The sequence below is a fragment of the Mesorhizobium sp. M0016 genome, from assembly GCF_040324035.1.
Classification (GTDB): Bacteria; Pseudomonadota; Alphaproteobacteria; order Rhizobiales; family Rhizobiaceae; genus Mesorhizobium.
This window is the reverse complement of sequence record NZ_JAMYVM010000008.1, coordinates 152,555-177,897: the sequence shown is the minus strand read 5'-3', so window position 1 is coordinate 177,897 and position 25,343 is coordinate 152,555. Positions and strand designations below refer to the sequence as shown.

At 62.8% G+C, this 25,343-nt stretch carries 18 protein-coding genes; 5 read left to right on the top strand and 13 right to left on the bottom strand.

The window, feature by feature from the left end; translation table 11 throughout:
* The first annotated feature begins 3 nt into the window (after positions 1–3).
* Positions 4–1,260 carry a caspase family protein gene (locus tag NKJ88_RS14860; protein WP_031202459.1) on the top strand — a complete coding sequence of 419 codons (1,257 nt, stop codon included), beginning with the start codon at positions 4–6 and terminating at the stop codon, positions 1,258–1,260.
* A 59-nt stretch (positions 1,261–1,319) separates the two neighbouring features.
* Here NKJ88_RS14860 and NKJ88_RS14855 read toward each other — a convergent pair whose 3' ends face one another.
* Complete coding sequence (locus NKJ88_RS14855) at positions 1,320–1,880, bottom strand: DUF6931 family protein (RefSeq protein ID WP_352444504.1); 561 nt, start codon at positions 1,878–1,880, stop codon at positions 1,320–1,322.
* 229 nt (positions 1,881–2,109) lie between these two features.
* Between NKJ88_RS14855 and NKJ88_RS14850 the strand changes: the two genes are divergently transcribed.
* Positions 2,110–2,646 (top strand): OmpA family protein, encoded by a 537-nt coding sequence (locus NKJ88_RS14850; protein WP_023714865.1) that lies wholly within the window; start codon positions 2,110–2,112, stop codon positions 2,644–2,646.
* Between the two features lie 87 nt (positions 2,647–2,733).
* Here NKJ88_RS14850 and NKJ88_RS14845 read toward each other — a convergent pair whose 3' ends face one another.
* The 8 genes from NKJ88_RS14845 to tagH all read right to left on the bottom strand — a co-directional run bounded on the left by NKJ88_RS14845 (position 2,734) and on the right by tagH (position 17,113).
* Complete coding sequence (locus tag NKJ88_RS14845) at positions 2,734–4,389, bottom strand: caspase family protein (RefSeq protein WP_023823529.1); 1,656 nt, start codon at positions 4,387–4,389, stop codon at positions 2,734–2,736.
* A gap of 223 nt (positions 4,390–4,612) precedes the next feature.
* Positions 4,613–7,009, bottom strand: coding sequence for a M23 family metallopeptidase (locus NKJ88_RS14840; protein ID WP_352444501.1), 2,397 nt, complete (start codon positions 7,007–7,009; stop codon positions 4,613–4,615).
* Positions 7,006–7,467 carry a DUF1036 domain-containing protein gene (locus NKJ88_RS14835; RefSeq protein ID WP_023667922.1) on the bottom strand — a complete coding sequence of 154 codons (462 nt, stop codon included), beginning with the start codon at positions 7,465–7,467 and terminating at the stop codon, positions 7,006–7,008. The genes NKJ88_RS14840 and NKJ88_RS14835 overlap by 4 nt, the downstream gene beginning before the upstream one ends.
* A gap of 11 nt (positions 7,468–7,478) precedes the next feature.
* Positions 7,479–9,893, bottom strand: a complete 2,415-nt coding sequence (locus NKJ88_RS14830) for a serine/threonine-protein kinase (protein ID WP_352444499.1) — start codon at positions 9,891–9,893, stop codon at positions 7,479–7,481.
* On the bottom strand, positions 9,890–10,648 hold the full coding sequence (locus NKJ88_RS14825) for a PP2C family protein-serine/threonine phosphatase (RefSeq protein ID WP_023687014.1): 759 nt from the start codon (positions 10,646–10,648) through the stop codon (positions 9,890–9,892). The genes NKJ88_RS14830 and NKJ88_RS14825 overlap by 4 nt, the downstream gene beginning before the upstream one ends.
* Positions 10,649–10,798: 150 nt before the next feature.
* The gene (tssM, locus tag NKJ88_RS14820; protein ID WP_352444498.1) at positions 10,799–14,320 is read right to left on the bottom strand and encodes a type VI secretion system membrane subunit TssM; all 3,522 of its coding nucleotides are present in this window, start codon (positions 14,318–14,320) and stop codon (positions 10,799–10,801) included.
* Entirely contained in the window at positions 14,317–15,843 is a 1,527-nt protein-coding gene (gene tssL, locus NKJ88_RS14815; RefSeq protein WP_352444496.1) for a type VI secretion system protein TssL, long form, read from the bottom strand. The genes tssM and tssL overlap by 4 nt, the downstream gene beginning before the upstream one ends.
* A 250-nt stretch (positions 15,844–16,093) precedes the next feature.
* Positions 16,094–17,113 (bottom strand): type VI secretion system-associated FHA domain protein TagH, encoded by a 1,020-nt coding sequence (gene tagH, locus NKJ88_RS14810; RefSeq protein ID WP_352444494.1) that lies wholly within the window; start codon positions 17,111–17,113, stop codon positions 16,094–16,096.
* Positions 17,114–17,384: 271 nt separating this feature from the next.
* Between tagH and NKJ88_RS14805 the strand changes: the two genes are divergently transcribed.
* The 3 genes from NKJ88_RS14805 to NKJ88_RS14795 are packed head-to-tail and all read left to right on the top strand — an operon-like array spanning position 17,385 to position 21,221.
* Positions 17,385–19,718, top strand: a complete 2,334-nt coding sequence (locus tag NKJ88_RS14805) for a type VI secretion system Vgr family protein (protein ID WP_023823523.1) — start codon at positions 17,385–17,387, stop codon at positions 19,716–19,718.
* Between the two features lie 7 nt (positions 19,719–19,725).
* A complete protein-coding gene (locus NKJ88_RS14800) occupies positions 19,726–20,151 on the top strand; it encodes a DUF6484 domain-containing protein (protein WP_352444491.1) in 426 nt (141 codons plus the stop codon).
* Between the two features lie 41 nt (positions 20,152–20,192).
* Positions 20,193–21,221 (top strand): hypothetical protein, encoded by a 1,029-nt coding sequence (locus NKJ88_RS14795; RefSeq protein WP_155923225.1) that lies wholly within the window; start codon positions 20,193–20,195, stop codon positions 21,219–21,221.
* 45 nt (positions 21,222–21,266) lie between these two features.
* Here NKJ88_RS14795 and NKJ88_RS14790 read toward each other — a convergent pair whose 3' ends face one another.
* From NKJ88_RS14790 to NKJ88_RS14775, 4 genes are all read right to left on the bottom strand, one after another.
* Entirely contained in the window at positions 21,267–22,142 is an 876-nt protein-coding gene (locus NKJ88_RS14790) for a hypothetical protein (RefSeq protein WP_023823520.1), read from the bottom strand.
* Between the two features lie 6 nt (positions 22,143–22,148).
* On the bottom strand, positions 22,149–23,234 hold the full coding sequence (locus NKJ88_RS14785; RefSeq protein ID WP_023823519.1) for a DUF4150 domain-containing protein: 1,086 nt from the start codon (positions 23,232–23,234) through the stop codon (positions 22,149–22,151).
* 3 nt (positions 23,235–23,237) lie between these two features.
* Positions 23,238–24,104, bottom strand: a complete 867-nt coding sequence (locus tag NKJ88_RS14780) for a hypothetical protein (RefSeq protein ID WP_155923223.1) — start codon at positions 24,102–24,104, stop codon at positions 23,238–23,240.
* A 149-nt stretch (positions 24,105–24,253) separates the two neighbouring features.
* Positions 24,254–25,336: a DUF2169 family type VI secretion system accessory protein gene (locus NKJ88_RS14775; RefSeq protein ID WP_352444489.1), complete on the bottom strand. Its 1,083-nt coding sequence runs from the start codon at positions 25,334–25,336 to the stop codon at positions 24,254–24,256.
* Between the last annotated feature and the right edge of the window lie 7 nt (positions 25,337–25,343).

Genomic DNA, 25,343 nt, shown 5'->3' with positions numbered 1-25,343 from the left:
CCGGTGCGTTTGGACATCATTGCAAGTTGCGGCAACTTCATGCGCGGCATCGGCCTCGCCGTGCTGGCGCTTGCGTTGACCATGATCATTACCATGACCGCGGCCAGTGCCGAACGCCGCATCGCCCTGGTGCTCGGCAATTCCCACTACCGGAACGCGCCGGTGCTGCCCAATCCGGTGAACGATGCGCAGGCAATGTCCGATCGCCTGAAGGGGCTGGGCTTCGAAATCGTCTCCGGCCTCGATCTCACCAAGGCGCAGACGCAGGAAAAGATCGCGCAATTCGCGCGGCAGGTGCGTGGCGCCGATATCGCGCTGTTCTTCTATGCCGGTCATGGCCTGCAGGTCTCGGGCAGGAATTACCTGCTGCCTGTCGATGCGGCGCTGGAGGACGAGACCTCGCTCGACTTCGAAGCCGTGCAGGTGGACTTCATCCTGCGGCAGATGTCGCGCGAGACCAGCATCAGGCTGGTGTTCCTCGACGCCTGCCGCGACAACCCGCTCGCCGATGTGCTTGCCAAGGAGACTGGCGGCGACAGCACGGCAAGCAGCGGCCTTGCCGAAATACCGATCGAGAATGGCGGCGCCGGCACGCTGGTCGCCTTCGCTGCCAGTCCCAACCAGCTCGCCTATGACGGACCGGGCGAGCACTCGCCATTTTCGGCGGCGCTGCTTGCCCATATCGGCGAGGTCAACGTCTCGATCACCGAAGCGATGAACCGGGTTACGTCGGATGTGTTCAAGGCCACAGCCGGACGCCAGCAGCCCTGGGTCAGCGTTTCGCTGACCACCGATGTCGTGCTTCACAAGGTCGATCTCAAGGCGCCGCTGATCGTCGGCGATTCCGGCGCGGCTGCGCCCGAAGGCGATACGCAGGCGCGCACCGGCGCGGCCGCCAATCCGCCGGGTACGGACGCCGGCGAGCAGGCGCTGGAACAGCTGCGTGAGGAAATTCCGAAGCTGGGCTCAGACGCGCCAGTCCTTTTCGACGTTCCGGTCAATTTCGGCGACCCGGCGATCGACGGCAAGAGCATCGCCCAACTCATCCAGGGCAAGCCGCACTTCAGTCCGGTCGAGGGCCTGGAAAAGTCCGTCTGGGACAACCAGTGCAGCAACTGTCATCAATGGACCGAGGAGCGGCTGTGCGACCAGGCCAAGACCTACGTCACCAATGATGTCTCGGTGTTGCGCCTGCAACACCCGCTGGGCACGCGCTTCAAGGTGGCACTCGGCAAATGGGCGCAAAACGGCTGCAAATGAGACCGCCAACAATGGGTTGGATCAGATTTCAATGAAATCTCGTCATGATCTAGGAGCAATCAGGCTCGGCGCAGCGCCTCGGTTTCGGCCAGATGGATGCCCATTTCGACAAAGGCGGTGAGCACGGAGAAACGGTCCGCCACCGCAACCCGCGCCAGTCCGGCCAGTATGCCGGTATTGACGGCATGCGCAGCCGGCAGCGGCCGCAGCCCCGACCCGTTCTGCGCAGCCAGGCAGCTGATATGCCGTTGCGCCGCGAGCGCGATCCAGCCGGCAGGCGTGTGCTGCTGCGTCATCGCCGCCCCGGCGACAGCCTCCCGGCGGGTTGCATTGTTGGGGTCGCCGACCCACTCCTGGATCAGTGCCAGCGTTGCGAGGTCCTGCTCTTCGAGCAGCTCGGTCAGATGCCCCAGGCACTCATGGCCCCACCAGATTGCGGCCCGGTCAGGCAGGAGATAGGCGCAAAAGGTAATCGCTTCCTCCGGGATGCGCCCGGCCATCAGCCGGCGGCAGAACTCGAGCGAGGGTTGGTCGGTCGGAACAGCCGTCATGTCCCGGGCGACAGCCGTGTTCGCGGCGAAGAGATCGCGTGCGGTCTGGAATCGAAGCCCGTTGACCATCGCTGCTGTTATCCTCCCCCAGCCCTCACTCAACCCGCCTGCGAGGCGCGGGTCAAGGCTGTCGACCACCACATGTCCATGACGTTGTTCACAGACAAACGCCTCACGGTTTGGTATATTCCACAGCCGACCGTGATCTCGACAGATCATTGTCGAACAGGAAGAGTTGGCCCGGATCCATGGATCGGGCCTGAGTGAAAATCGGATGCTCGAAACGGGAGTAACCGTTATGCAGCGGCACATTTCAGTCTTGGCATTGGCGACCGTGCTTTTCTCGACGCACGTCTATGCCGACCCACTTCAGAAATCGGAAGACATTGTGAAGTTCTTTGCCGGCGCTATCGATCACGGCGCGGCACGCGGGATTTGTGTCGGCACCGAGGACGAGTGCAAGAGCAAGACCAGCCAGAAAGAAAAGCCTCCGGAGAAGACCGGCCTCGATATGCTGATCAATTTCAGCCTGGATTCGTCCGAGCTCGACGCCAAGGCGCGCAGCGAACTCGACGAATTCGCCAAGGCGCTGAAGGACGATCGGCTGAGCAAGCTGTCCTTCGTCGTCGAAGGCTATACCGACGCATCCGGCTCGGCGACCTACAATGAAGGCCTGTCGCAGCGCAGGGCGCAATCGGTCACCGCCTTCCTCGAATCCAACGGCATCGAATCCACCCGCATCAAGGCGGTCGGTCTCGGCGAGGCCAATCCACGCAATCCCGATCCCTACGATCCCGTCAACCGGCGGGTCGAGATGCGGATCAAGGCGCAGTAGCTTCGCGGGTGCGTCTTCCGGCCGTCGTCAAACACAACGCCGCGCGTCCAACGGACACGCGGCGCTTTTATTGTTTGACATGATCGATCAGTTCTTGAGCACGCCGCCGACCGCTACGCCGGTGCCGAAGATCAGCGCCTTGGTCAGGAAATCATTGTTGTCCCGCGGCGGCGGTTCATCCTCGCGCACGACCTCGCGGTTGCGCCTTTTCTGCACGAACTGCTGTTGCCGGCGCGGCTTCTGGGCGTACTGCTTCTTGCGTGGCTTTTCCGCCACCGGCTTCAGCGTGCGGGCCTTCTGCACCACCTGTTTCTTCTGCTTGTCCACGCCGGCCTGGTCGGCCTCGTGCTTGGCACGAACGGCCTCCATCATCGGATCCGTCTGGACAACCAGGAACGCCAGTTGCTCGCGCGTCAGGAAGGTGGTCGGAGGCAGCCCGTTCCCCTCTTGCCAGTCGCCGATCGCTTGCCGGGTCTTGGCGCCGATATTGCCGTCGACGCGGCCAAGCTCGTTGCCCAGCGCCTCGACGCGCAATTGCAGGTCGATGCGGCCCTGGCGATCGAGACCGATCGCGTTCTCCGTCGCCTCGGTGCCCAGCACCTTCTTCATGTCGTCCGAAATGCCGACCGAGGTGCGTACGGCAGAACCCGAGTTCGCTTCTTCGGCAGCAAGCGCGGCGACTTCCCGTTCCTGGGCTTTCGGATCGTTCAGCGAGTCGATGTTGAGCCGCGCCACCGTCGCGAAGCGGCCATTCGGGAACTGTTCGAGATAGGCTTCGTAGAATGGCGCGGTGTTGCGCTTCGAGGCCTCGTCCCAAAGCCGCTGCTCGACTTCCCACGAAGGCGGTTCGCTGGTGACGAGAGCAGGGGCGGGCGCTGCCGCGGCGTTCGCGTCATCGGCGGCCGGTCTTACCATCGGCGCGGCTTGGGCGGCCGGTTTGCCAAGGAAGACCTCGCGGCCCAGCGATGCGTTGTGCCATGGCCGCTGGCGGCCTTGCGTGGTCTCGGCCACTTCGCCGCGCACCCGCGTCAGCGCGCTCTGGATCTCGACGCCGGGTTCGGTCAGGTGCCTGGCGAGCGCGGTCGAGTAGGGGCTGTCGACGCCGTTGCCGTCAAAGGCGATGGCGCCCGGGTCGGTGGCATAGGCAATCAGGATGCCGCCGGTGCCGACGCCCTCTGATTTAGGGTCGATCGGCGCCAGGCCGGTGCCCAGCGCGGTGGAGCGGGTCTTCGGCATCGCGGCCGCCAGTGTGCGTGCCAGCGGATTGTCGCGGCAGGCATCGAGGATGATGACGCCGACCGCCGGGTCGGGTGGCAATGCGGCCATGAAGTCGTCGATCTGGACGGTGCGGGTCTTGAGATAGGCAGGTGACGTCAGTTCGGCGTCGACCGGGATCAAAAAGTTCTTGCCGTCCACCTGCATGCCGTGGCCGGCGTAGAAGATTACGGCGAGGTCGGCATCGTAGGACCGCTCGGTGAATTTGCTGATCAGGCTGTGCATGCCGGCATTGTCCTGGTCGACACCCTCGATCACCTCGAAGCCGGCATTGCGCAGCGTCGATGCGATGAGATGCGCGTCATTGGCCGGATTGGGCAATTCGACGGCATGGACGTATTTGCTGTTGCCGATGACCAGCGCGACGCGTTTGACGCCACCGGCATCCGGCGCCGCCGCCTGGACGGTGCCAAGCGCGGTCAGCACTAACAGAACAATTCCGCTCAAAAGGACGGCAAACGCTTTCATGGGATCGGCCCTCCGCCCCAATGGGGCGCGTTATTGATGGCTGCGCATGCTAAATTTCACCAGCGAGTGTATCGCTTCTGCCAAAATGGCTGTTGGGCGTATGTGATCCCAGCCACAGTTTTGGTTCACAAGGACCCAAAAACCTTCCCAAATATCCGCAAACATACCATTCGCCGGCCTCAGAACCAATCGGCTTGGCGAAAGCCGGGGCGAACTGCCAGCTCTAGCCCGGCTCAAGAGCATTTTGGATCGAGCCGACCAGTGCCGTTATCGCCTGCTTGTATTTTTCGAACTCCGGCGATGTCTGGCGGACTTCCGTCGTCGTCTGCTGGCCCGCATCGGTGGTGGCGGGCGTCGGCAATTTGCGGCCCATCTTCCGTTCCGCCCAGTCGACGACGTAGCTGGCGGTCTTGCCGGCAAGAAACGGGTTGGCCTGGATAACGGACGAGCCGAGCACGGCGCTCAACTGCGCCGATCCCGGCGACGCCAGCACCTGATGGGCGCCTTCCATACCGAGGAAATGGCAGAGATAGAGCCGGCCGGCGGTGATCTGGTGGCCACGCGCCTTGAGATAGGCTTCGCCCTCGCGCGCCAGATTGCGCACCATCTCACGCGAGATGGTGGCGTCGTAGCGCAAAGCGAGCAGGTCTGCGGTCGACAGCGATCGCGCGAGTTCGGGACGATAGGTGTTCATCATCCGGATCCAGGTCTTGGATATGAACTGGCCGGCGCCTGTCGCCGAAGACAGCGGGTTCTTGGCCCGCGCGCTACCGCCCGATTCGACGTGGACGATACGGTCGGTCAGCGTTTCGACGGCGGGATCGCTGGAAGTGACGGCGATTGCAGCGGTCACTGTTCCGAGGGGATCGATCGCCTGACCGCTCTGGTAGAGTTCGAAATGCAAATGTGGCCCGGTCGACAGGCCGGTGGTGCCGATATAGCCGATGATGTCGCCGGCCTTCACCTTGGTGCCGACACCGCTGGCAATGGCGAATTTCGACATATGCGCGTAGCGCGTCTCGCGGCCGCCGCCATGGGCGATCTTGACCACATTGCCGTAGCCGCCGCCGTCGCCCTGGAAGATGATCTCGCCGTCGAAGGCTGCGGCGATCGGGGTCCCCACGGGTGCTGCCCAGTCGACGCCTTTGTGGATGCGAACAACGCCCAGGATCGGATGCTTGCGCGGCCCGAAGGTCGACGTCATGACTCCGTTGACCGGCGTCACCATGCCGTTGGCCACCGTCAGCGAGCGCACCTGGTCATCGCCCGAGACGCAGGAAAACTGGCCGTCGCTCTGCTGGAAAACGAAACAATCGAGGCTCTTTTGCGTGCCTTGGATGCCGACATAGAGCACCCGTCCGTCGGTCTCGTTCTTGCCACGCGGCGTCTGCGAATAGATCAGCACAAGGCGCTGGTCCTCGCTGGCGAAAGCATCCAGATCCTGTCCGCGCGACAGATACATGATGGCTTCGCCGATGATGCCGCTCGGCACATTGTTGCGGGCCGCCGTCGAGTAGATCGCGTCGAGCAGGCGGTATTGCCGTTTCTGCGTGCCTTCGGTCTCGGCGCCCGAATAATTGAACAGGTCCTCGCGCACCCACGGGTCGACGCCCGACACGAAGGCGCCGGCCGCGTTGCGTGTCAGCGTGCCTACAAAGACGTTCCTGGCGTAGATCGAGACCTGCATCAGCGACATCGTCGTGGTCTCGCGCGTCGGCCTGAAGCCGCGCATCGCCACGACATAGCCAGGCTGCAGGCCGTCCTTGTCGAACAGCGCCTTCAGCCCCTCGCCGGCAAGCTTTGCGTCGTCGGCGGAAAAATGCGCATCGAGCGCCACGCTGTCCAGGCTGCGGTCGTTGAGGATTTTCACGAAAATGTCCTCGGTCGCCTCGAAGCGCTGGTATTCCGAGCTGACGGTGGCAACGCTGGTGTTGTTTTCGACCGGTGTCTTCTGAAAGGCGGGGAGTGCTGCTTCGCCCTCATCGATGGTCTCGCCCCAGCCGGCCTCGGGGTCATCGGCCGCCGCCGATGCACCCGGAGCGACCTGCGGGTCAGGAGCTGGGCCGGAGGCCGCCGGAGCCCCGTCCGCGCCGGGCGATGGTTGAAGATCGTTCTGCAGGTCATTCTGCGGATCGCTGGGTTCGGCGGGTGGCGCGACCGCAGTCTTCCGCTGCGCCTGAAAGAAAGCGAAATCCTCTTGCGTCGAGGGGATCGTCGTCATGAATTTTTCGCTGGCGCTCAGCATCACGTCGGAGAGAACCATGATCTGAGGGGAGATGCCGGCCTGGTCGAGCTCCGCCGGGCGCGGCATCCCGCGGCTCTTGGCAGCGCCCGCCTCCGGCGCCAGTGTGATCCACATCGGGTCGCCGGCAAGGTCGATGATGGCCGGCACGTAGACCGATGCGTCGGCCGGCACGTCGTCCGAGCCTTCGACGGCGTGCAGTTCCTCGTCTTCGTCGCCGAACGACCAGTAGTCGGCGGTAAGATAAAAGCCGGTGGCGATCGCGGCGAGGACGATTGTCGCCAGGCCAGCCGCCAGCCCGAGCCAGATCCTGCGCCTGCGCAGCGCGGCGCGCGCCTGCTTCTTTGCTTTGAAGCTGGTGTCGATGCTGTGCGTCACGGCGCGCTTCCGGTCAGGAAGAAGGTCCAGCGCACCTGTTCCTGGGTGTCGACTTCGAGAAACTTCGCCGCGATATGGCCGCGCTGCCAGCATTCATCGATGCCGCGGATCGAGAACCGCCGCCGCTCGATGCACATGTCGGTGGAGCCTGCCAGAATGGCGTGGCCGAACACATCCGTCGCGTAGATGTAGATGTAGCGGTTGGTCAGCTCCTCGCGGATGACGTTGACGCATTGATTGGCGCCGATGGTCCACCAGCCATCGGTCTGGTCGGCATCGTCGACCTTCTGGCCGACGGCAAGATTGACGACGTCGAGCGTCTGGTTGCAGACGGTGAATTCGGCGCGCGCTTGCCCGGTGGAAAGAAGCGCCAGCAACAGCGTCGCGACCGCGCTCGCGGCGAGCTTCACCCGCACGTTCCGGGCAAGCAGGACGGGATCTCGGCGACGACGTTGCATCGGCGTCGGTGCTAGCCGCCGAGGCGGAAATATTTGGCGGTCGCCGAAAATGCCGAACTCCTGGCGCCGATCTCGTCGAGTATCCTGGGCAACAGCACCGAGGCCGGCCTCGGCGTTGTGAAGTCCGCCGCCTTAATGTCCTGCGGCCCGGTGATCACCATGATGATCTGCGGCAACGCCTTGCCAGCCGCCTTGTCGGCGGCGCCGAGCCCGATCGGGATCGAGAAGGTCGCCTTGTCGGCTTGTACGACAACATGGTCGTCGAGGTTGAAGGCGATGCCCCTGTGGTCGATCAGGAACACGCTCGACACCAGCCCGCCATGCGTCACCAGCGTGCCGTCGATCGGCGAGCCGTCCGGCACCGATGTCTGGTCGAGGACAAGCTGCGGCCTGTCGGCCGTGCTCGCGCCCATGAAACGCAGGAAGCCGGTGATCCCGCATTGCGGGGGCTGGATAAGGCGGACGCTGATATCCGGCTCGACATGGAACTTCGCCTGGAATTCCCCAAGCAACTGTTCGAAGGGTGGCACCGACGTGCCGAAGCCCTCGATCGCGACACCCTTGTCGGCGGCCGACGTCACCGTCGCAAAAAAACAGTCACCACCATTGAAGGCGCGTACCCAGGTGACCCGCTCCGCGGCCGCATCGGCCGGTGGCGGCACCTCCGGCTTGGGCACGTTCATGGCAACGGGCTCTGCCGGCTTGTCGGCCTGCTCGCCGCTGGCAATATCGGGCTGGCTCGGCTTAGGCTCCGCGGTCGGTTCAGGCGCCTGCATGTCCGGCTTGGGCTCCTGCGCGGTCGGTTCAGGCGCCTGCGCCTTGGGCTCGGGCGGTTGAGCGGTGGGTTGCGGCGTCGGTGCTGTGGGTTTGGGGGCCTCGGCCGTCGGTTCAGGTGTTTGCGTGGCTGGCTCTGGGGCTGTCGCCTTGGGCTCTACCGGCGTGCTGACAGGCTCCGGGTTCTTCGCGGCATCGGGCTTCGACGGGCCGGATGGCGGTTGCAGCGCGACGGTCTTGTCGGTCGGTTCGGCCGGCTGCGGGGCCGTAGCGCTCGACGCGACTGGTGGCGTCGGCTGCGGCTCGACCGGCGCTTTGGCCTGATCTTCAGCCGCAGTCTCCGCTGGTTGCGTCTTTGGCACCGTCTTCTCGACCGGCGCAGTGTCCGGAACGGGCTTGTCAGCGACGATCGGCTTTGTCAGTTCGGGTTGGAGCGGCTTGCCGGTGTCGGTGACGCGAGGCCGGTCTCCGAATCCCACGATACCCGATGCATAGAGCCCTCCAAGCGATACCACGGCCACCGCCGACAGCACCGCGATCGTCAGATTTCTGCCTGTAGTAGCACGCTTCGGCGGTGTGCTTGCTCGTCTGGGAGTTTCAGCAGCCGGTTTCGGCTGCGACAGGTGCGCTGGGCGCACGTGCGGCACGAAAGACGGCTCCGCCGTGCCGCTTGGCGGGGCCGAACCGAAGCCTTGGGCCGGCGAGTCCCCGATCTTCGAAACAGGCCCGGCGGTTTGCCCGGTTCGCGGCAGGCCGGGCCGGGGCGCAAGCGAGGCCGGCGGCAAGGTCGCGTCGCTGTCGTCGCCCGTCAACCGGGCGATTTCGGCCATGCTGGCCGGTCGATCATCCGGGTCAGGCTGCAGCATCGCTTCGACAATGTCCCTGAAATCGGCATCGATGCCGGAGAGATCAGGCACGGTCCGCCGTTTTTCGACGATCTCGTATTGCGAGCCGCCCATGTCGATCGGCTTGCCGCGCAGCGCCGCCGCCAGCACCAGCCCCAGGCTGTAGATGTCGGACTGTTCGCTGACCTCGCCGCCATAGAGCCCGAGCTGCTCGGGAGAAACATAGTTGTATTTTCCGGCGAACTTGCCGCCGATCAGCGTCTCGCCACCGACCGCGGCCGATCGCGCAATGCCGAAATCGATGATTTTTGCCCGCTCGACCCGGCCTCCCGGCAGGATGATGTTGTCGGGCGAAAGATCGCGGTGGATGGCGCCGGCCTGGTGCACGGCGCTCAGGCCCGAGGCCAGCCGGTGGCACAGTTTGCGCACATCCGGAGTCGCCATCGCCCCGCCGCGCATGATGTCGTAGAGCGACTGGCCGTCGACGAATTCCATCGCCAGATAGGGCCGCCCGATGCCGGGATCTATGGTGAAGACGTGGTAGCGCACGACCGCGTCATGCGACAGATGGTTGAGGATCGAGGCTTCCTTGCGAAACAGCGACAGGATCGTCTGATCGCGGGCGAATTCCGGCAGCACGATCTTGATCGCGACATGATCGCCGGTCTGGATGTTGTGGCCGCGATAGACTTCGCCCATGCCGCCCGACGCGATGCGTTCGTCGAGCTCGTAGATGCCGCTGAGCTGCGTGCCGACGCTGGTATCCGCCATGTTGGGCAATAGCCGGGTCTTGTCGTCGGAGCTCATCGGTCGTGGCCTCCTGCTCGGGACAGGCCATTGCCTTTGTCTCTGATCTTGACCAGAACGATGGTGACGTTGTCGGTGCCGCCGCGCTCAAGCACCATGGAAAGCAGCTTTTCGCAGGCAGCCTGCGGCGCTGCCGAGAGCACTGCTGCCGCAATTTCCGCGTCACTGACATGCGCCGTCAGCCCGTCCGTGCTGAGGATGAAGATGTCGCCGGCAAGGGTCTCTCCCTGCTGGAAGTCGATGGCGATTTCGTCGTTGACGCCGATGGCGCGGGTGATGACGTTGCGGCGCGGCCAGTTCTCCGCTTCGGCTGCGCTGATCGCGCCGCTGTCGAGCAGTTCCTGCACCTCGGTGTGGTCGCGCGAAATCTGCGAGATCGCGGCGTTGCGCACGAGATAGACGCGGCTGTCGCCCGACCACAGGCAGGCGAACCTGCCGTCCATGGCCAGCAGTGCGGCAACGGTGGAGCCGATGGTCACGCCGCGTGAGCGCGAAATCCGGCGAATCTCGGCATGCGCCCGGTTCAGCCGATCCTCAAAGCGGGCGCGCAGATCCGGCGCCGAACTGGCGATGCCGATCGTCGCCAGATGCTCGACAATGCTTGCCGAAGCGACTTCTCCGGCCTCGTGCCCGCCCATGCCGTCGGCCACCACCCAGAGGCCGATCTGCGGCTCGACCAGAAAGCTGTCCTCATTGTGGTCGCGCACGCAGCCCTTGTGGCTCACGCCGTAGCTCTCAAAGGCGGCATCGTTCACTTGCCTATGCTCCGCAACGCCTTGGCTGACGTGCCTGGCCAGTCTGCCACAGCCCCATTCATTAGAGTATCGAAATCTAAGCCGCTGATGACGGACGGTGTGGTGCCGCCGCTGTCTCTGCGTCCTGCAATCTTTGGTCCTGCCATGCAATCAGAAAGCCTTCGGACAGCTGAACGCGGAGAGCGCCGGCAGCGTGAACGGATTACCGTCCTCCCCGGTCTTGATCGTGTAGGCGACATCGCGCCCGCCGATGAGGAAATGCGCTTCGAGACTGTCGCCATTGGCGGTGACCTGCCCCTTGTCCAGCAATCGTTTCAACGCCCAGGGACCGTCGAACTTGATTGCGGACTCGCGGCCGGGCAGCTCCGGCGTCAGGCTGAGACTGGCCGAACCGGTCTTGCCCGGCCACGGAATCAGGCCCGGCGTGTTGCCGGCTTGGGTGGCCTGCAGCACCTGGCCGTCGATATTGAGCAGCGCCATGTCGGCATCGCCATGCAGCGACAGCGGCGTGAAGGTGATGTTGATCGACGGCACCGGCCCGCCGAGCGGAAAGAAAGCCGCGCGGATTTGTGCCGCGAGCTGAAAGTTCTTCAGCGTCGATTTCGCCAGATTGCGGCCGAACCTGGTGTCCTGTTTCCAGTCCCAGTCCTGGCCGCTCATGTCGACCAGCGACGCCAGGTTCTGCGCGAAAAACCGGTCGAGAACCCCACCCGGAGAAAACAATCTGGCAAAATCCGCCATGGCGACATCGTCGGTGCCGGCGGGGGCGAATGGAAAGCGCCCGGCAATCACCTCTTCGCACGGACGGCCGACGGTCTCCTCCAGCATCTCGTTGAGACGCGTGGTCGACGTTTCGGCGACGGTGCCCTCGAAATCGTCCGCCGCCGCGCTCACCATCCTGGCCAGCGCCTTCGGCAGCCGCGAAGCATTGGCGCGTAACGTCGAGATCTGCAGCTGCAGATTGGCGTTGGCCTGGTCCGTCTGGGCGGGGACATCGGCGGCCAGCCGCACGCTCTGATAGATTTCGCGGAAATTCTGGGTGAGGGCGTCGAGCGGCCGCTGCCCCGGCGCCCCGGCCACCAAAGCCTGGAAAGACCGGAACTGGGCTTCGATGTTGGCGCCGGGATCCTGGTTCTGCGTACTGACAAAGGCGGTCCCGGCCCTGCTCTGCGATTTGCGCGCTGCAAGCTCGATGCCGATGCGGGCGAGGCCCTTGGCGCGTGCCGCGATTTCCTGGCCACTGTCTTGAGACGGCGCAGCCGGATTGCGCTCTTGCGTCAAAGCTGTTTCGCGCGCGATCGCCTCGAACAGCTGCATCAGCGGCGAACTCGGTGATCCCGCTGCGGACAGCGCCAGATATTGCGGTTTGTCGGCGGCCATTGCCTTGAACTTCAACCTGTCGAGCACCTCGTTCCACGCCGCCGCAAAACTCTTGCCATAGCGGTCGAGAAGTTCCGAGCCGAGCTTGAGCAATTCCTGGTCGAAGCCGCCTTGCTCGCCGCTCGAGCCGATCACCCATTGATCGTCGACCAGCGCCTGCGCGCTCCTGGCAAGTTGCGCCAGATAGAAGTCGAAGCCGGCATGGGTGTAGAGACCGGGGACGCGAAGGCCGGCGAGATCGTTTCCGTCATTGCGCTCGAACAGCATCGGCGCCTCCGCGCCGGCTTGCGATGACACCGAAAAATCGTCCAGCGCCGCCGCATAGGTGGCCGACTGGATGAGCGCGGTGGCGCGATCGGCAAGGCTCATGCGGCCGAGCGAGCGCTGGGCGGATTCGACCAGCGCGCGGTTGAGTTCGAACGAGGGATCCTGGTCATCGTCGAGGGCCAGCATGGCGCGCAAATGCTTCTCCAGTTGCGCGCGGCCGTCGCGATTGTGGGCGCCGGGATAGCGGTTCTGTTCCCAGTCCCGCTTCAGCCAGGTGACGACCAGCTCGTCATCCACTTTCGGCGCCTTGCCGCCCAGCATCAGGTAAATCTTCAACGGCTCGTACAGCGCCATCGGATCGGCCATCCTGGCCTCGATCGTGCGTTCGAGCTGGAACAGCAGGCGCGAGCGGAACATCCGCTCCAGCCCCTGCCGGTAGGCGGTCTCGGAGGCCGAAAGGATACGCTCACGCTGGCTGAGGCCGAACGTCGCCGTGGCCGGGGTGGGCTGGTCTCTCGTATCGTAGCCGGCCGGCAGGCCGCGCAGCGCATCGAGCGCGCCGATGACGGTTTCGAGGTCGGCATCCAACACCGTCGTGCTGGCCAGCAGCGGCGCGGCTGTCGCGCGGTATTGGCCTGCCGCCTGGCCGGTCGCGGCGACCAGCGATTTGTTGGTCGTAAAGCTCAGGCCGAGAACGCCAAGCGCGGCGATCGCTATGGCCGCGATCGCTGTCAGGCCGGCGTAGCGGGCGATCGCAACGCGCCTGTCGGCCGCCCTGTCATAGGACACCCAGCCGGACTCGGCGAAAATGACGCGGCTCAACAGATCGTGCAGGAAGAAGCTTTTGCCGGTGCCGGAAAGATGCGCCTGGGCATTCCTGCCGAAACTGCGGCCTATGCTGCCCAGCAACTGGTCGATCGGCGTGCCTTCCTGCGTGCCGGAAGAAAAATACAGGCCGCGCAGGGGGGCGTTCAGCTGCTTGCGCGTCGGCTCGAAAACGCCCTCGAGGAAATTCACGATCCGGCCTTTCAGCGCACCGAGCTGCGCGGCGAAGCCGAAAATGGCGATGCGCGCGACCGGATCGGTCTCCGCCTGCAGCCGCTCGCTCATCTCTTCGGTCAGGCGCTTCACCAGCGCGTCGAATTCGGCTGGCGCTTCTGCGACCATGTTCAGGCCGCGCTCGGCGGTCTGGAAGGTCGCGCCCCACACCTTGCGCCGGCGTGCTTCGTCGAAACCGCCGAAATATTCCATGAATCCGGAGACCAGGTCGGCCTTGGTGAACAGCACGTAGACGGGAAAGCGGACCTTCAGGACCTCGTGGATTTCCTGCAGGCGGCTGCGGATCTCGGCGACACGGGCCGCCTGCTCTCCGTCCGCCATCAGATCGGCAAGGCTGATCGCCAGGATGACGCCATTGATCGGCTGACGCGTCCGGTGCCGCTTGAGCAGCGACAGGAACGCCAGCCAGCTTTTGCTGTCGGTCCATGCATGGGAATCCTGCGTCGTGTAGCGCCCGGCCGTGTCGATCAGCACCGCCTCGTCGGTGAACCACCAGTCGCAATTGCGCGTACCGCCGACACCCGCCACCGGCTGCGCCTGGCCCGACCCGGCAAGCGGAAAGTTCAGGCCGGAATTGACCAGCGCGGTGGTCTTGCCGGCGCCCGGCGGGCCGATGACGATGTACCAGGGGACGTCGTAGAGGAAGTTGCGCTTGCCGCTCGACTGCCTGAGCGTCGCGACTGCTTCGTTCATGCGAGCTTCCAGCACCTTTGCATCGCTGCCGTCATCCTCGGCGCTGGCCATGGCGGCCTCCAGCGCCTTCTGCGCCTTGCGCCTGCGCCAGAACCGGATTGCATAGATGATCGCCACCGTTCCGACGACGATGCCGATGATCGCTGCCCGCAGCCAGATGGGATCCAACGGCCGGGCGCCGGCAAAGCGGATTAACGGGCCGGCGTACCAGACCGCGGCGGCAAAGCCGGCGAGCGCGAGCGCGCTGAAGATGCGCAGCAGCCAGCCGGTCACAGCATCTCCTCCCGCGGGATCATTACATCGACACGGCGGTTTTTGGCGCGGCCGTCCGGCGTTGCATTGTCGGCGATGGGCTCGTCCTCGCCCTTGCCCTCGACCTTTGTCCGCGACGGATCGCTGAAATGCGCTGCGATCATCTTTTCCACCGACTGGGCACGTGCGACGGAGAGGTCGAAATTCGATTTGAAGGCGCTGGTCTTCTTCGGTTTGACGTTGTCGGTGTGGCCGACGATCCGGATCGGCCCGCGCTCCGCGTCGAGAGCCGCCGCGATGCTGGCGGCCACCGGCTCGAACTCCGGCTTGACCTCGGCTCGTCCCGACTGGAACAGCAGGGCGTTGCTGATTTCCACGATGATGAAATCACCCTTAGTGCCGACGCTGACGCCGCCGCCTTCGATCTCCTTGGCCAAGGCAGTGCGGATGCGATCGACCTGCGCAATCGTCGTTGGCGCTGCGACGACTTTCACCTCCTCGGTCAGCGGCACGAAACCGGTGCGCTCGATGGTGACCGGCGTCGCCGGATTGAGCGCCAGCAACTCGCCGGCAACAGCCTCGCCATCATTGGTGATGAGCACGCGCAGCGTGAAAAAGGCTGCGGTCAAAACTGCCGCGGTTGCAGCGGCTATGGCCCAGAGCGGAACCCGCCTGGAGCCTTGCGCCGATGTGACCGACAAGCCTTGCCAGCGCGGCGAGATGTCGTCGTCACCGAGGACGCGGAAATAGGCTGATGTCTCGTAGGCGTCGCGGCGGACCCGTTCGAGGCTCTCGCGCGGCTGGCCGCGATACTGGCCTTCGAAGCCAAGCGACAGGCAGACATGCATCAGCTCGATGAGATTGCGATGAGGTTCCGGCGTCGCCAGCACCGTGTTCAGCGCCTGGAAAAAACCGGCGCCGGTGGGTTTGACCTGGAAGAAGCGCTGCAGCATGGCGTGCTGCGCCCACGCATCCCGGCTGGAACCGGGCAGATTGGCGACGATATCGTCGGCGGTTTCGCAAAGCACATAGCTGGCGATGCGCGCATCCTCTTCCGAGGTATCGGTCCTGGCGATCTTGCGGTCGAAATCCTCGATCAGGCCGGCGACATGCTGCGCCAGCGGCTCGGCCGGTCTTTCGACAGCCATCAGCCGCAGATGCCCAAGCAGTATCAGCAAGGGCGCCGCGGCAGCGACGATCGGGTTGGCCGCGCCATAATCGACGGCATCGCTGGCGCCGAGCAGCGCATCCCATGGCGTTTTCCCCGCCGTCCCGGCTGAGCCGTGAACGGGCGGATCGGCCGGCGCGTTGGCGAAGGGCGTTCCCTGATAGATCACCGTCCCCGTGACGTCGGACGGCGGCTGGCGGCCGGCGTTGGGATCGAAAACCGTGGGTTCCGGGACGCTGGCAGGGGCGATCACCGTACTGCCGGGGGCCGGCGCATCGCGGGCGAGAACCGTCTTTTGCTTGCGGCCGGGATTGGGGCGGCTGGGGCGGATGACGGTTTTGCCGGTCGGATCGAAAGGATCATCCTTCGAGCTCATCGCCGATCCCTGCCTCTACGCCCGCGCGCCGCGACGCACAGCGCCATGTCCGCGCGAACGCGGACCGCAGGACGCTATCTCGCCGTGACATGACATGTGCCGCAGACCCCCGAGGTCGACCAACCGTACCCGCGTGCTCAATCGTCGTATGTGATCGTAGTCTCAGAAGGTTGCGATGGAAACCCGGCGCAATTTTGGTGGCCGGCCCGTGCTCGGGTCGCCTTCACGGTGTCTTCAGCGGTGCGCGGGCTTAGCCCTTGCCAGTCTTCTGCTTGGCGGCCTTGGCATAGGCTTCGCTGAAATAGGTGAGGAATATGTCCAGCATGCCGTTCTCGTGCGCTTCCTCCTTGGCCCGCCAGGTCGCGACCAGTGCGTCCCAGGCGCGCGTCTTCTTCGAGGCAAAGGAGGATGGCGGCAGTTTTTTCGCAATCGCCTCGGGCGACAGATCGTCAAGCAACCGCGACAGCGCTGCCTGCATGGCGGCGAAGGTGGCGAATTCATGCGTTTTGAGGTCGTGGAAAGCGTCTTCGATGCTATGCCGGGCTTCGAGATAGCCGGCCCTGCGCCGCGCGAACATGATGTCGAGGATTTCGTCTGTCCCGGGCACGAACTTCAGCGGATTGTTGTCGGCGGAATTGATCATGGTGCGGTCGCTGGTCTTGGCCAGGACTTTCGCGGCGGCGCGCGCCTTCAACAGCAGCACCAGTTCGTCGACGACGATGCGCAGCACCGCGCCGATCTCGCCGGCCACCTCCTGCGGCTGGCGCAGCAAAAGCACCTCTGGCGGAATGCCGGCGCCGGCGGCAATCGCGCGCAGGATCTCGTCGGCTTGCTGCGGCCGGCTGGAGAGCGAAGCGGGCGGCGCGGTCGGTGACCGTGGCGATGCGGCATGGTCTGGAAAGGATCCAACGGGCATCTGCCGTTGCGTCGAACCATGGCCACCGAAGGCTGGGTTCCCGTCATCGATCGATACCGAGACGATATAGCGGCCGATCCGGAGCCGGTCACCTTGCGCCAACCGGTGCGGGTCGGTCAGGCGCTGGCTCGACCCGTTGACGAATGTGCCGTTGCGCGAGACGTCGTGGAGAAAAAAAGCGCCGCCTTCGTAGCGGATTTCGCAATGCCGGCCGGAGATGAACTTGTCCGGATCGGGCAAGGTCCAGGCACAGTTCTCCCGCCCAATCTCGAAGCCGCGGTCGCGCGATGCGTATCCGGGCGGCAGCCCGGCAGGCAGGACATCGACATTGCTGATCTGCAGACTGATGAACATGCGCTATGGACCGTCGACCGCTGCCGTTTCCATTGATCCGATGTGCCACAGTCTAGCAGCTTGCGGGCACAGCGGGAGAGCGGCGTTTCACACTGGCGAAAGCGGCGCAAACAGCAACGGCCTGCCGCTTGTCCTCTTTGGTCTGCCATAGAACATGTGGTAGGCTCAACATGGCTTGGGTGGCAAGTTGCGAAATATCCCTGAACGTGAGGTCGTTAACACAAGAAGGGCTTCGAACCTGCCACACTAGCGCTCAGGAGGGGCACGACCCATGCCGAGTGAACAACGCGCCGCGCTTGTGCAGACGCCGGTCGGCGCCGAGCTGTTGACCTTTACGCATCTCGTCGGCCGCGACGAGATCAGCCGCTGCCTTGCCTACACCGTTGGATTTGTCTCGACCAATGCCGATGTCGACCCGCTGAAGATGCTGGGCGGCACCGTTTCGATCGAAGGGGAGGCCGACCCCAAGCGCTGGTTCAGCGGCCTCATCGCCGAGTTTCGCCTTACCCGCATCGAAGATCGGCTGGCTCACTATGAGGCGGTCGTCAGGCCGTGGCTGTGGTTCCTCGGCAATACCACCGACTGCCGCATCTTCCAGGACAAGACTGCCGTCGAGATCGTGGAGGAGATTTTCTCCAAATATGGCGGCATCGCCAAGTTCGAGAAGCGCTTGCAGGGCTCCTATCCGCCGCGCGAATATTGCGTGCAGTACGACGAGAGCGACCTCGATTTCGTGCAGCGGCTGCTCGAGCATGAAGGCATAATGTACTTCTTCGAGCATGCCGAGGGTGAGCACACACTGATCCTGGCCGACGCCATGAGCAAGCTGAAGCCAGCGCCGGGCTATGAGACGGTGCTCTATCAGTTCGAAGGGCAGGGCTCGCGCCGCGACGTCGAGTACATCACCGACTGGATTCCAGGCAGCGCGGTGCGCCCCGGCGCCTATGCCCACACCGACTATGATTTCGAGAAGCCCGCCGCCGATTTGATGGCGAAGTCGGCACAGCCCTTCGGCCACAAGCAGGCTGCCGGCGAGAACTATCGCCACCCCGGCGCGCATCTGGAAGTCGGCCGCGGCGACAGCCTGGCGGCGATCAGGCGCGAAGAAATCCAGGCGGCGCATATGCGCATTGCCGCCGTCGGCACCGTGCGCGGCCTGTTCTCCGGCTGCACCTTCAAGCTCGACGGCTTTCCGCGCAAAGACCAGAACAAGGAGTATCTGGTCGTCAGCGCCGAATACCGGCTGTTCGATCCGGGCTACCGCGCCGGCGTCGACACCGATGGCGAGAATTTCAAGGTCGTGCTCGGCGTGGCGCCGACTTCAGTCGCCTATCGGCCACCGCGCATCACGACGCGGCCGATCATGCGCGGGCCACAGACGGCGACGGTCGTCGGTCCGTCCGGCGAGGAAATCTTCACCGACAAATATGCCAGGGTGAAGGTGCAGTTCCACTGGGACCGCCTGGGCAAGAAGGACCAGAAGAGCTCCTGCTTCGTGCGCGTGTCGCAGACCTGGGCCGGCAGCGGCTGGGGCTTCATCCAGATTCCCCGCATCGGCCAGGAAGTGATCGTCGATTTCATCGAAGGCAATCCGGATCTGCCGATCATCACCGGCCGGGTCTACAACGCCTCGCAGATGCCGCCCTACGGGCTGCCCGGCAACGCCACGCAGTCGGGCTGGAAATCCAACTCGTCGAAGGGCGGTGGCGGCTACAACGAGCTGATGTTCGAGGACAAGGCCGGCTCCGAACTGGTCAATTTCCAGGCGCAGAAGGACCATCACCTTCTGATCAAGAATGATCGCCAGAAGCTGGTCCAGCACGACCAGTCCGACCGCATAGACCACGACGCCAAGCACTCCGTCGGTCACAACCTCGACGAGGACGTCGGCAACAACAAGACGGTCAAGGTCGGCGTCGACCAGACCACCAATATCGGCAACAACGACACCGAGACCGTCGGCGTCAACCGCTCGCTGACGGTGGGTTCGAACGAGACGATAAGCATCGGCTCCAACTCGACCGAGACGATCGGCGCTAATCACACGCAGACCGTGGCGATCGTGCAGACGGTGACTGTTGGCGCGGCGCGGGTCGATACCGTTGGGGCCTCCGAGACCCGAACCGTGGGTGCGGTGCAGACCAATACCATCGGCGCGACACGCTCAATGACCGTGGGCATCAGCCAGACGCACAACATAGGCACGAGCGATACCTGGACCATCGGCGCCGATCAGAGCATCAGCATCGGTGCTGGCCAGACCGTCGCGATCGCCGCGTCACAGGCCACCGATGTAGGCGCTTCGCGCACAGCCAAAATCACGTCGAATGACTCCACTGAAGTTGGTGGCGGGTTCATGCTCAAGATTGCAAAGGGTAGCCTTACCGACATCAAGGAAGACTCGGTTACAAAGTCTGGCAAAAGCCTGTCGATCGAAGCGGCGGACGACATCACCCTAACATGCGGAAGTTCGAAGGTTGTCATGAAAAAGGATGGCACGATCGTTGTGGAGGGAAAGGACATTTTCTTGAAGGCATCTGGTAAGATCAACGCCAAGGCCTCGGGTGACATCATCCTGAAGGGCTCGAAGATCAACGAGAATTGAGGTCGCGATGAGCAAAGTTGTCGAGCGTATCTATGGGGTGGTCATCGGGCTGTTCCTTGGTTTCGACGATCAGGGTCCGCTGGTTGTATTTCCCGGCAATCCCGAGGATATGGCGCTGAGGGCCAGAAGCCTGGTTGAGCTCAATCAGGCTATGATAGGATCAGAAGTGGCGTTGCTGTTTCAGGACGGCGACCCGAGACGTCCGCTCATCATGGGACCGATCATCGAACCAGCCCGCAAGCGCGCGGCCCAGCGCGTTATCAGCGATGGTGAATATGTCCGACTGAAGGCCTCGAAGAGGATCGAACTTCGCTGCGGAAAGTCCAGTCTCATACTTGACAGTGATGGACATATCTCGCTTCGCGGAAAATACATCGTGAGCCATGCTAGCGGTGCGAACAATATCCGCGGTGGCTCCGTGAATCTGAACTGATGACTGGGCCACAGGTCACAACGCAGGCGCGGCCCAACAGGGTGGCTGATGACGTGCTCCGTCAGCATGTCGAATTGGTGGCATTCCTTTGGGCGCAAAGAGATACGCTGCTGAATGCAGACCCGCCGGACGTTCAGGTGGCAAAGAGCTTTGGCGACCGGCTTGAGGTGCATCTAGACGCGCTGCGGATCGCCGGCGCGGCGGCTTGGCCATTTGCCATCGAACAATGGGCCGATTTTCCCGACAAAGGCGAACTTTTCACGTGTGCATGGCTGGCAATTGAGCTGGAAGACGAAAAAAGCCTGAACGAGTCGATTGAATTCTTCCGCGCTGAAAGGAACGCAGCCTACGGCTTTGTTGGCGCGTTGGAAATCCATCGAGCGGACAAGATCGCGAGGTGGGTCAGACAGTGGGTGTCGCACGAGGATCCCGTTAAGCGGCAACTTGCCGCTCACGCGATCGACGTGCACAAGATGGACCCCGGCAGAACGCTTTTGCGTTTGCTAAAGGACTCTGGCGCAGAGACGCGGTGTATCGGTCTTAGGCTCACGGCGAGACTTCGACATATCGAGCTTGTCCAGGTTGTCGCGGCGCTGCTCGATGATCGCGATGCCCAGGTACGCTTCTGGGCCGGTGTCGCACTCGCAGAGCTTGGATTTGGGGAGCGGGTTAGGCCCGATCTTGAGGCCGTAGCCGCATCAGACGACGCTAACGCACTCACCGCGCTGCGTACTTTGATCAATACAACGCAGTCGAGGGAAGTCCGGTCCTGGCTGGGAGGTCTGATGCGCGCCGCGAACCCGGCGGCTGTCCGCGCAGTTGGGATGCTCAACGACAAGACCCAACTCAACTGGCTCGTCGATCGCATGCGCGAACCCGCGATGGCCGCCGCAGCGGGTGCGGCTTTTCTGGAGCTCTTCCCCGACGCTGCGCAAGAAGATGATTTGTTCACCATTGACCCAGCCGAAGCCGGTTTGGAATTTGTCCACCGCTTCGAATATGGCGAGCAAAAAATCCCGCTGGCTGACAAAGTCATGGAGTGGGCCAAGGCGAGTGGATTTTTCGGATAGGGCCAACCTTGCAGCAGCGATCTCTCCGCACACGCGTGGAACTGCTCAGATCCCTATCGGGTGACCGAAAAAATATCTCTGCCCCGCCTTGAAGCCCCCGATCTCATCGCTGTCGAAAAATGTCTCGAGGATTCCGGCAGCCTGCAACGATTTCAAGTTGCCGTTTCTATCGAACATTTTCGAGCAATTGATGCCTGTGGTAGCCTCGAACAGCGTCGCTTCCCGTGCCAGCCTTTGCTCCCGCTCCTCGTCCTGTTTCAAGTTGCGATACATGCGCTTCGCAATCTTGGCGATGTCGATCGCCTCGCCTCCATAGATCGGAATATCCTTGGAGCCTACGCGCTCTAGCACCGCATCGCGCGCCTGCTTCACTTGGTCGAAATATCTCTCGCGGTTAGCTCTCTCGACCCAGCCCTCGTCCGTCAAGACTTCCTCCATGGAACCCGCCATCAATGGGCCATCCTCGGCTTCAAGAAGGAAGGATATTTCCTGCTCGATCTGTCTTAGCGGCTCGATGTCCCCAGCTCGTTTGTGCGCTTCCATAAGGTAGTCGACCGCAGAGAGGTTGGATGTAGCTCCCAGTGCAATTGCCAGGAAATAGAGGAAATTGTCTCCGCTTTTGTCCTCGATATGATCGAAAGTCTGCCGCACCGACTGAAGTGTGCCGGCATAACCGGAAATGTTGGCGATCGCATGCCAAAGTAGGTAAAGCGGATTGTCTCGCATCAACGGGCCGAGTTCCGGAAGCCTTGAAAAGTTTCCGCGCGTGCATCCTAGCAGAACCGCTGCTATCCGCTCCCATGCGCGTGTGCTCGTTTCGAGGCGGGCTAGGTCCAACGCATAGAGGTCGAACGACTTGGGATGAAACCCATAGCTGAGTTCCTCGAATGCGGTGTTGGCGATCTTTGGATAGTGTTCCATGTCTACTCAATAAATTAGGCTCGCGACCTTTTCCAGTTCGCTCTGGTCATCTTCGATATCGTTGCACGCCTTGGTGTTCATGTAGTGCTGGGGAACGACGTTTCCTTGATCGTTGCAACCACCTGCCATGCGCGGCGTCTTGTGGTTTAGTTTGCTAGGTGGTGGCTTGTTTGGAGGGGGATAAGCAGCGGGAATCGGATTCGTCGGGTTCATCTTGCTCCAGATACTCAGAACCGCGCTCTTCTTCTTCGAGCTGAAGGCGTCGCCCGCTGCCTGGGCCGCTGTTGGACCAAGTGGTCGCTTCACGGTCGGACGATGTCGCGTAATCTTATCGCGATGCTGAGGTATGTCGAAATGGAGTGCGCAGCCCTGGTTCTCCTTCGTCTGGACATTTGGGCAACTCGGCTGGCCGTCCTTTCTTTTCTTGCGCTGCCTGGTCTTTCTTCTGTTCATCCGCTCGAGGGTCTCAGTTAGTGTATCTTTCTCGGCCTGCTTGTCCGGCACTTTGATCAAGCTGATCTGCTTTCGCCAGAAGGCGCCCGCCGTCATCACCCGATACGGTCTCTTGGTCTTGGGGTCCTTCTGCCACTTATGCAAAGGGTTGCCGCAACAGGGACATTTGCCGGCTTGGATGGCCGCCTTGGCCTGTTTCATGTCCTGGGTTTCATTCGTAGGCGCCGGTGGCGTTGCGCCGATCTGCGAGGCGTGATTGCTTGTTGTTATGTCGATATGCCGGCAAACGTTCTTGCCCTCGAACTTCACCGTCATCGCCCAGGCTTGGAAGTAGGTCTTGCCGGTGATTTGGTGGGTGACGACAGACGCGCCAAAGCTCCGGGTGGCCGCCTCGTTGCCCAAAGGCGACGATTTGTAATAGGACTTTTGGGCGAGCGCGGCGGGTTTGCCGCCGATATTGACCGTCTCGGACCCTTCTTGGAGGTCTTTCGAAAACGACGTGTCAGGATAAGGAACCGGGATAGGCCCGGCTGGCGGCGAAGGCGGTGACAGACACACGTCGGGAAAGCGCGCCAATGACTTGTTCATGCCGTTCTTGCCGGCGATTTCCCACTTCTCGGCGAAGACGTCCTTTGTCATCGGTCAACTAGGCCTTCTGGGTGCCACAATTGCTGCGGCCTTTGGGCCGAAGCAAGAGCTTGCGTGAAGCGCGGCGAGCTTTCCCGGCGCATAGTTGCGCGCATAGGCTTGCTCGGCCCAGGCGAACTGGATGATGCCGGCGGCGGCGCCGCTGTCGCCAATGCAATCCGCTGCGTGCCAAACGTCTTGGCAGGGCCGGACTTCACGCATATTGCGCATCTGTGCCAGCACCAACTCTTCGAAAGCGTAGCTTTCACCCGCAACGTCGGACAGGCGAAACGAGACTTTGTGCATAGGCACGCCGGCATCGGCAAGCGCGGCCTTCAGGGCGGCGCTCAAGCCGTCGGCTCGGAAGGGCGTCTCGTTGAACAAGGTCGACCCCTCGACGCCAAAACCGATGCCGAGAATGCTGATCGCGGTCAAAGAAGCGGCATCGCGCGTCACCACCAGGATCCCGGCAGCTTCACCAGGAACCAGTCCGTCGGTGACTGCACTGGTTTTCAATCGCTGATGTAGATCAAGCCACGACAATGTGCGCGCATCCACCAGGCTATCGACGGCGACGATGATGCATGCGGGATATCCTTCGCTCTTCAAAAGCGTCTCGGCATGGGACAATGCGGTGAAAACCGCGACAGGGCCGCCCGCGATATGCAGCAGCTTCGGTCCCGTCAGCCCGCGTCCGTCCGGTAGTGTTATTCCCGCCAGAATTCCTTTGAGCCTGCCACCAGGCATTTCGTTCTCACGCGTGCACAACAGAAGGGGCATCTGCCCCCAAGGCAGACCGGTCACGGTGTCGGCATCGAGTTGCTCGAATGCGAGTTTGACCAGCGCCGAGATGCGCTCGCGACCTCGCAGCTTGAGCGGCAAGGCGTCGACTGTTGCGCCGATGATCGGCTCGCCTTCCGCATCATGATAGCTCAGCTCGTTGAATGCGGCTATTTTTCCCCGCATGGCCGCGATCGAACTGGCGGCGCTGTAGCCAACCGGTGTCACTAGGCTGATGCAGGAGACCCAACTCATGACAGGCGCCGTTGGTTTTTCAGGGCTTCAATTGCCACGCCCAGTCCAGCGTAGTGTGGCTTGTCATCATCATCCGGGATGAGATTAACGCCAATCTCCACCTGCTGCAGTTTCACGAATTTGCGCGGAACCTTCGTGCTCACCCGGCCCACTAACACGATTTTGCCTTCGTGCGGCACGATGTTCAACGTGTCGGGAACGAGGGTCTTGCGCTCAATGCGGTCTTCGTAGACAAACCGGACGGGCACGGAGAGCCTTGGCAACCTAGCCGCGAAGCGCCCTCTTTCAGTCATCCCCAGGCAGCCGAAAACCATCCCTTCACTGAGCAGATCAAGCCACTGATCTTGTGGCGCCGCCTGGAAATAGCGATCATCAAAATCCGTCGGCAAGTAGGGAAAAATATTGTCGAGCCAGTTCTTGTCATAGGTGCCCGCATATTGCGCGCGCTGTTTGGCGAAGCGCGGCACCGGGCCGAAGCCGATCGGCTTCACGCGGTCGTTCCAGATGCGGACACGTGATTGCGGGTGCTCCACGCACGGCAAAAGGACACCGTCGGGATTGGCTTGGCTCACCAGGAAGCCGGTGCCGATAGGGTTCACGCCATCGCCGTGCGGCTTCTCGGGATCTGTCCTGTCAGTTCCCCCGAAAGTGAGATGCCACGCGAGAGGCATGCTGACAAAGGGCGTAGTCCGTGAGGCCTGCACACCCAGACCTGTCTTGAACCAGCGTCTTTGCCCGGTGAGGATGGCGCGTTTGTCGATGCCGGGCCCGATCAGCGCAACTTCCATCGATTCCATTGGACGGCCGATTGGTGCGACCGCCTGGGCGTCGAGCAGCACTTCGCATTTTGGCTTGACCGGAACGAAATCACTTTCGACGCGTACCGACGTTGTCTCGGGATCGCCGTAGTGGGTATCGGCGTAGACGAAGGGTGACTGCGTCGTGCTGGGCGTGCAGTTGCCTTGCTCATCGACATCGTATGTCGCGCGAACGACCGCGACGCAGAACTTCACGCAATGCTTGTCCTGATAGGGAAAAGTCTCGGCGAGAAACGGGGTGGTGTTCTGGCTGACGAACATCAGAGTT

Coding starts and splice junctions, on each gene's coding strand:
- NKJ88_RS14775 (WP_352444489.1), bottom strand. CDS start 25,336: ATGTTCGTCAGCCAGAACACCACCCCGTTTCTCGCCGAGACTTTTCCC.
- tssL (WP_352444496.1), bottom strand. CDS start 15,843: ATGAGCTCGAAGGATGATCCTTTCGATCCGACCGGCAAAACCGTCATC.
- NKJ88_RS14845 (WP_023823529.1), bottom strand. CDS start 4,389: ATGAAAGCGTTTGCCGTCCTTTTGAGCGGAATTGTTCTGTTAGTGCTG.
- NKJ88_RS14850 (WP_023714865.1), top strand. CDS start 2,110: ATGCAGCGGCACATTTCAGTCTTGGCATTGGCGACCGTGCTTTTCTCG.
- NKJ88_RS14785 (WP_023823519.1), bottom strand. CDS start 23,234: ATGACAAAGGACGTCTTCGCCGAGAAGTGGGAAATCGCCGGCAAGAAC.
- NKJ88_RS14800 (WP_352444491.1), top strand. CDS start 19,726: ATGAGCAAAGTTGTCGAGCGTATCTATGGGGTGGTCATCGGGCTGTTC.
- NKJ88_RS14830 (WP_352444499.1), bottom strand. CDS start 9,893: ATGAGCTCCGACGACAAGACCCGGCTATTGCCCAACATGGCGGATACC.
- NKJ88_RS14835 (WP_023667922.1), bottom strand. CDS start 7,467: ATGCAACGTCGTCGCCGAGATCCCGTCCTGCTTGCCCGGAACGTGCGG.
- NKJ88_RS14790 (WP_023823520.1), bottom strand. CDS start 22,142: ATGGAACACTATCCAAAGATCGCCAACACCGCATTCGAGGAACTCAGC.
- NKJ88_RS14855 (WP_352444504.1), bottom strand. CDS start 1,880: ATGGTCAACGGGCTTCGATTCCAGACCGCACGCGATCTCTTCGCCGCG.
- NKJ88_RS14805 (WP_023823523.1), top strand. CDS start 17,385: ATGCCGAGTGAACAACGCGCCGCGCTTGTGCAGACGCCGGTCGGCGCC.
- tagH (WP_352444494.1), bottom strand. CDS start 17,113: ATGTTCATCAGTCTGCAGATCAGCAATGTCGATGTCCTGCCTGCCGGG.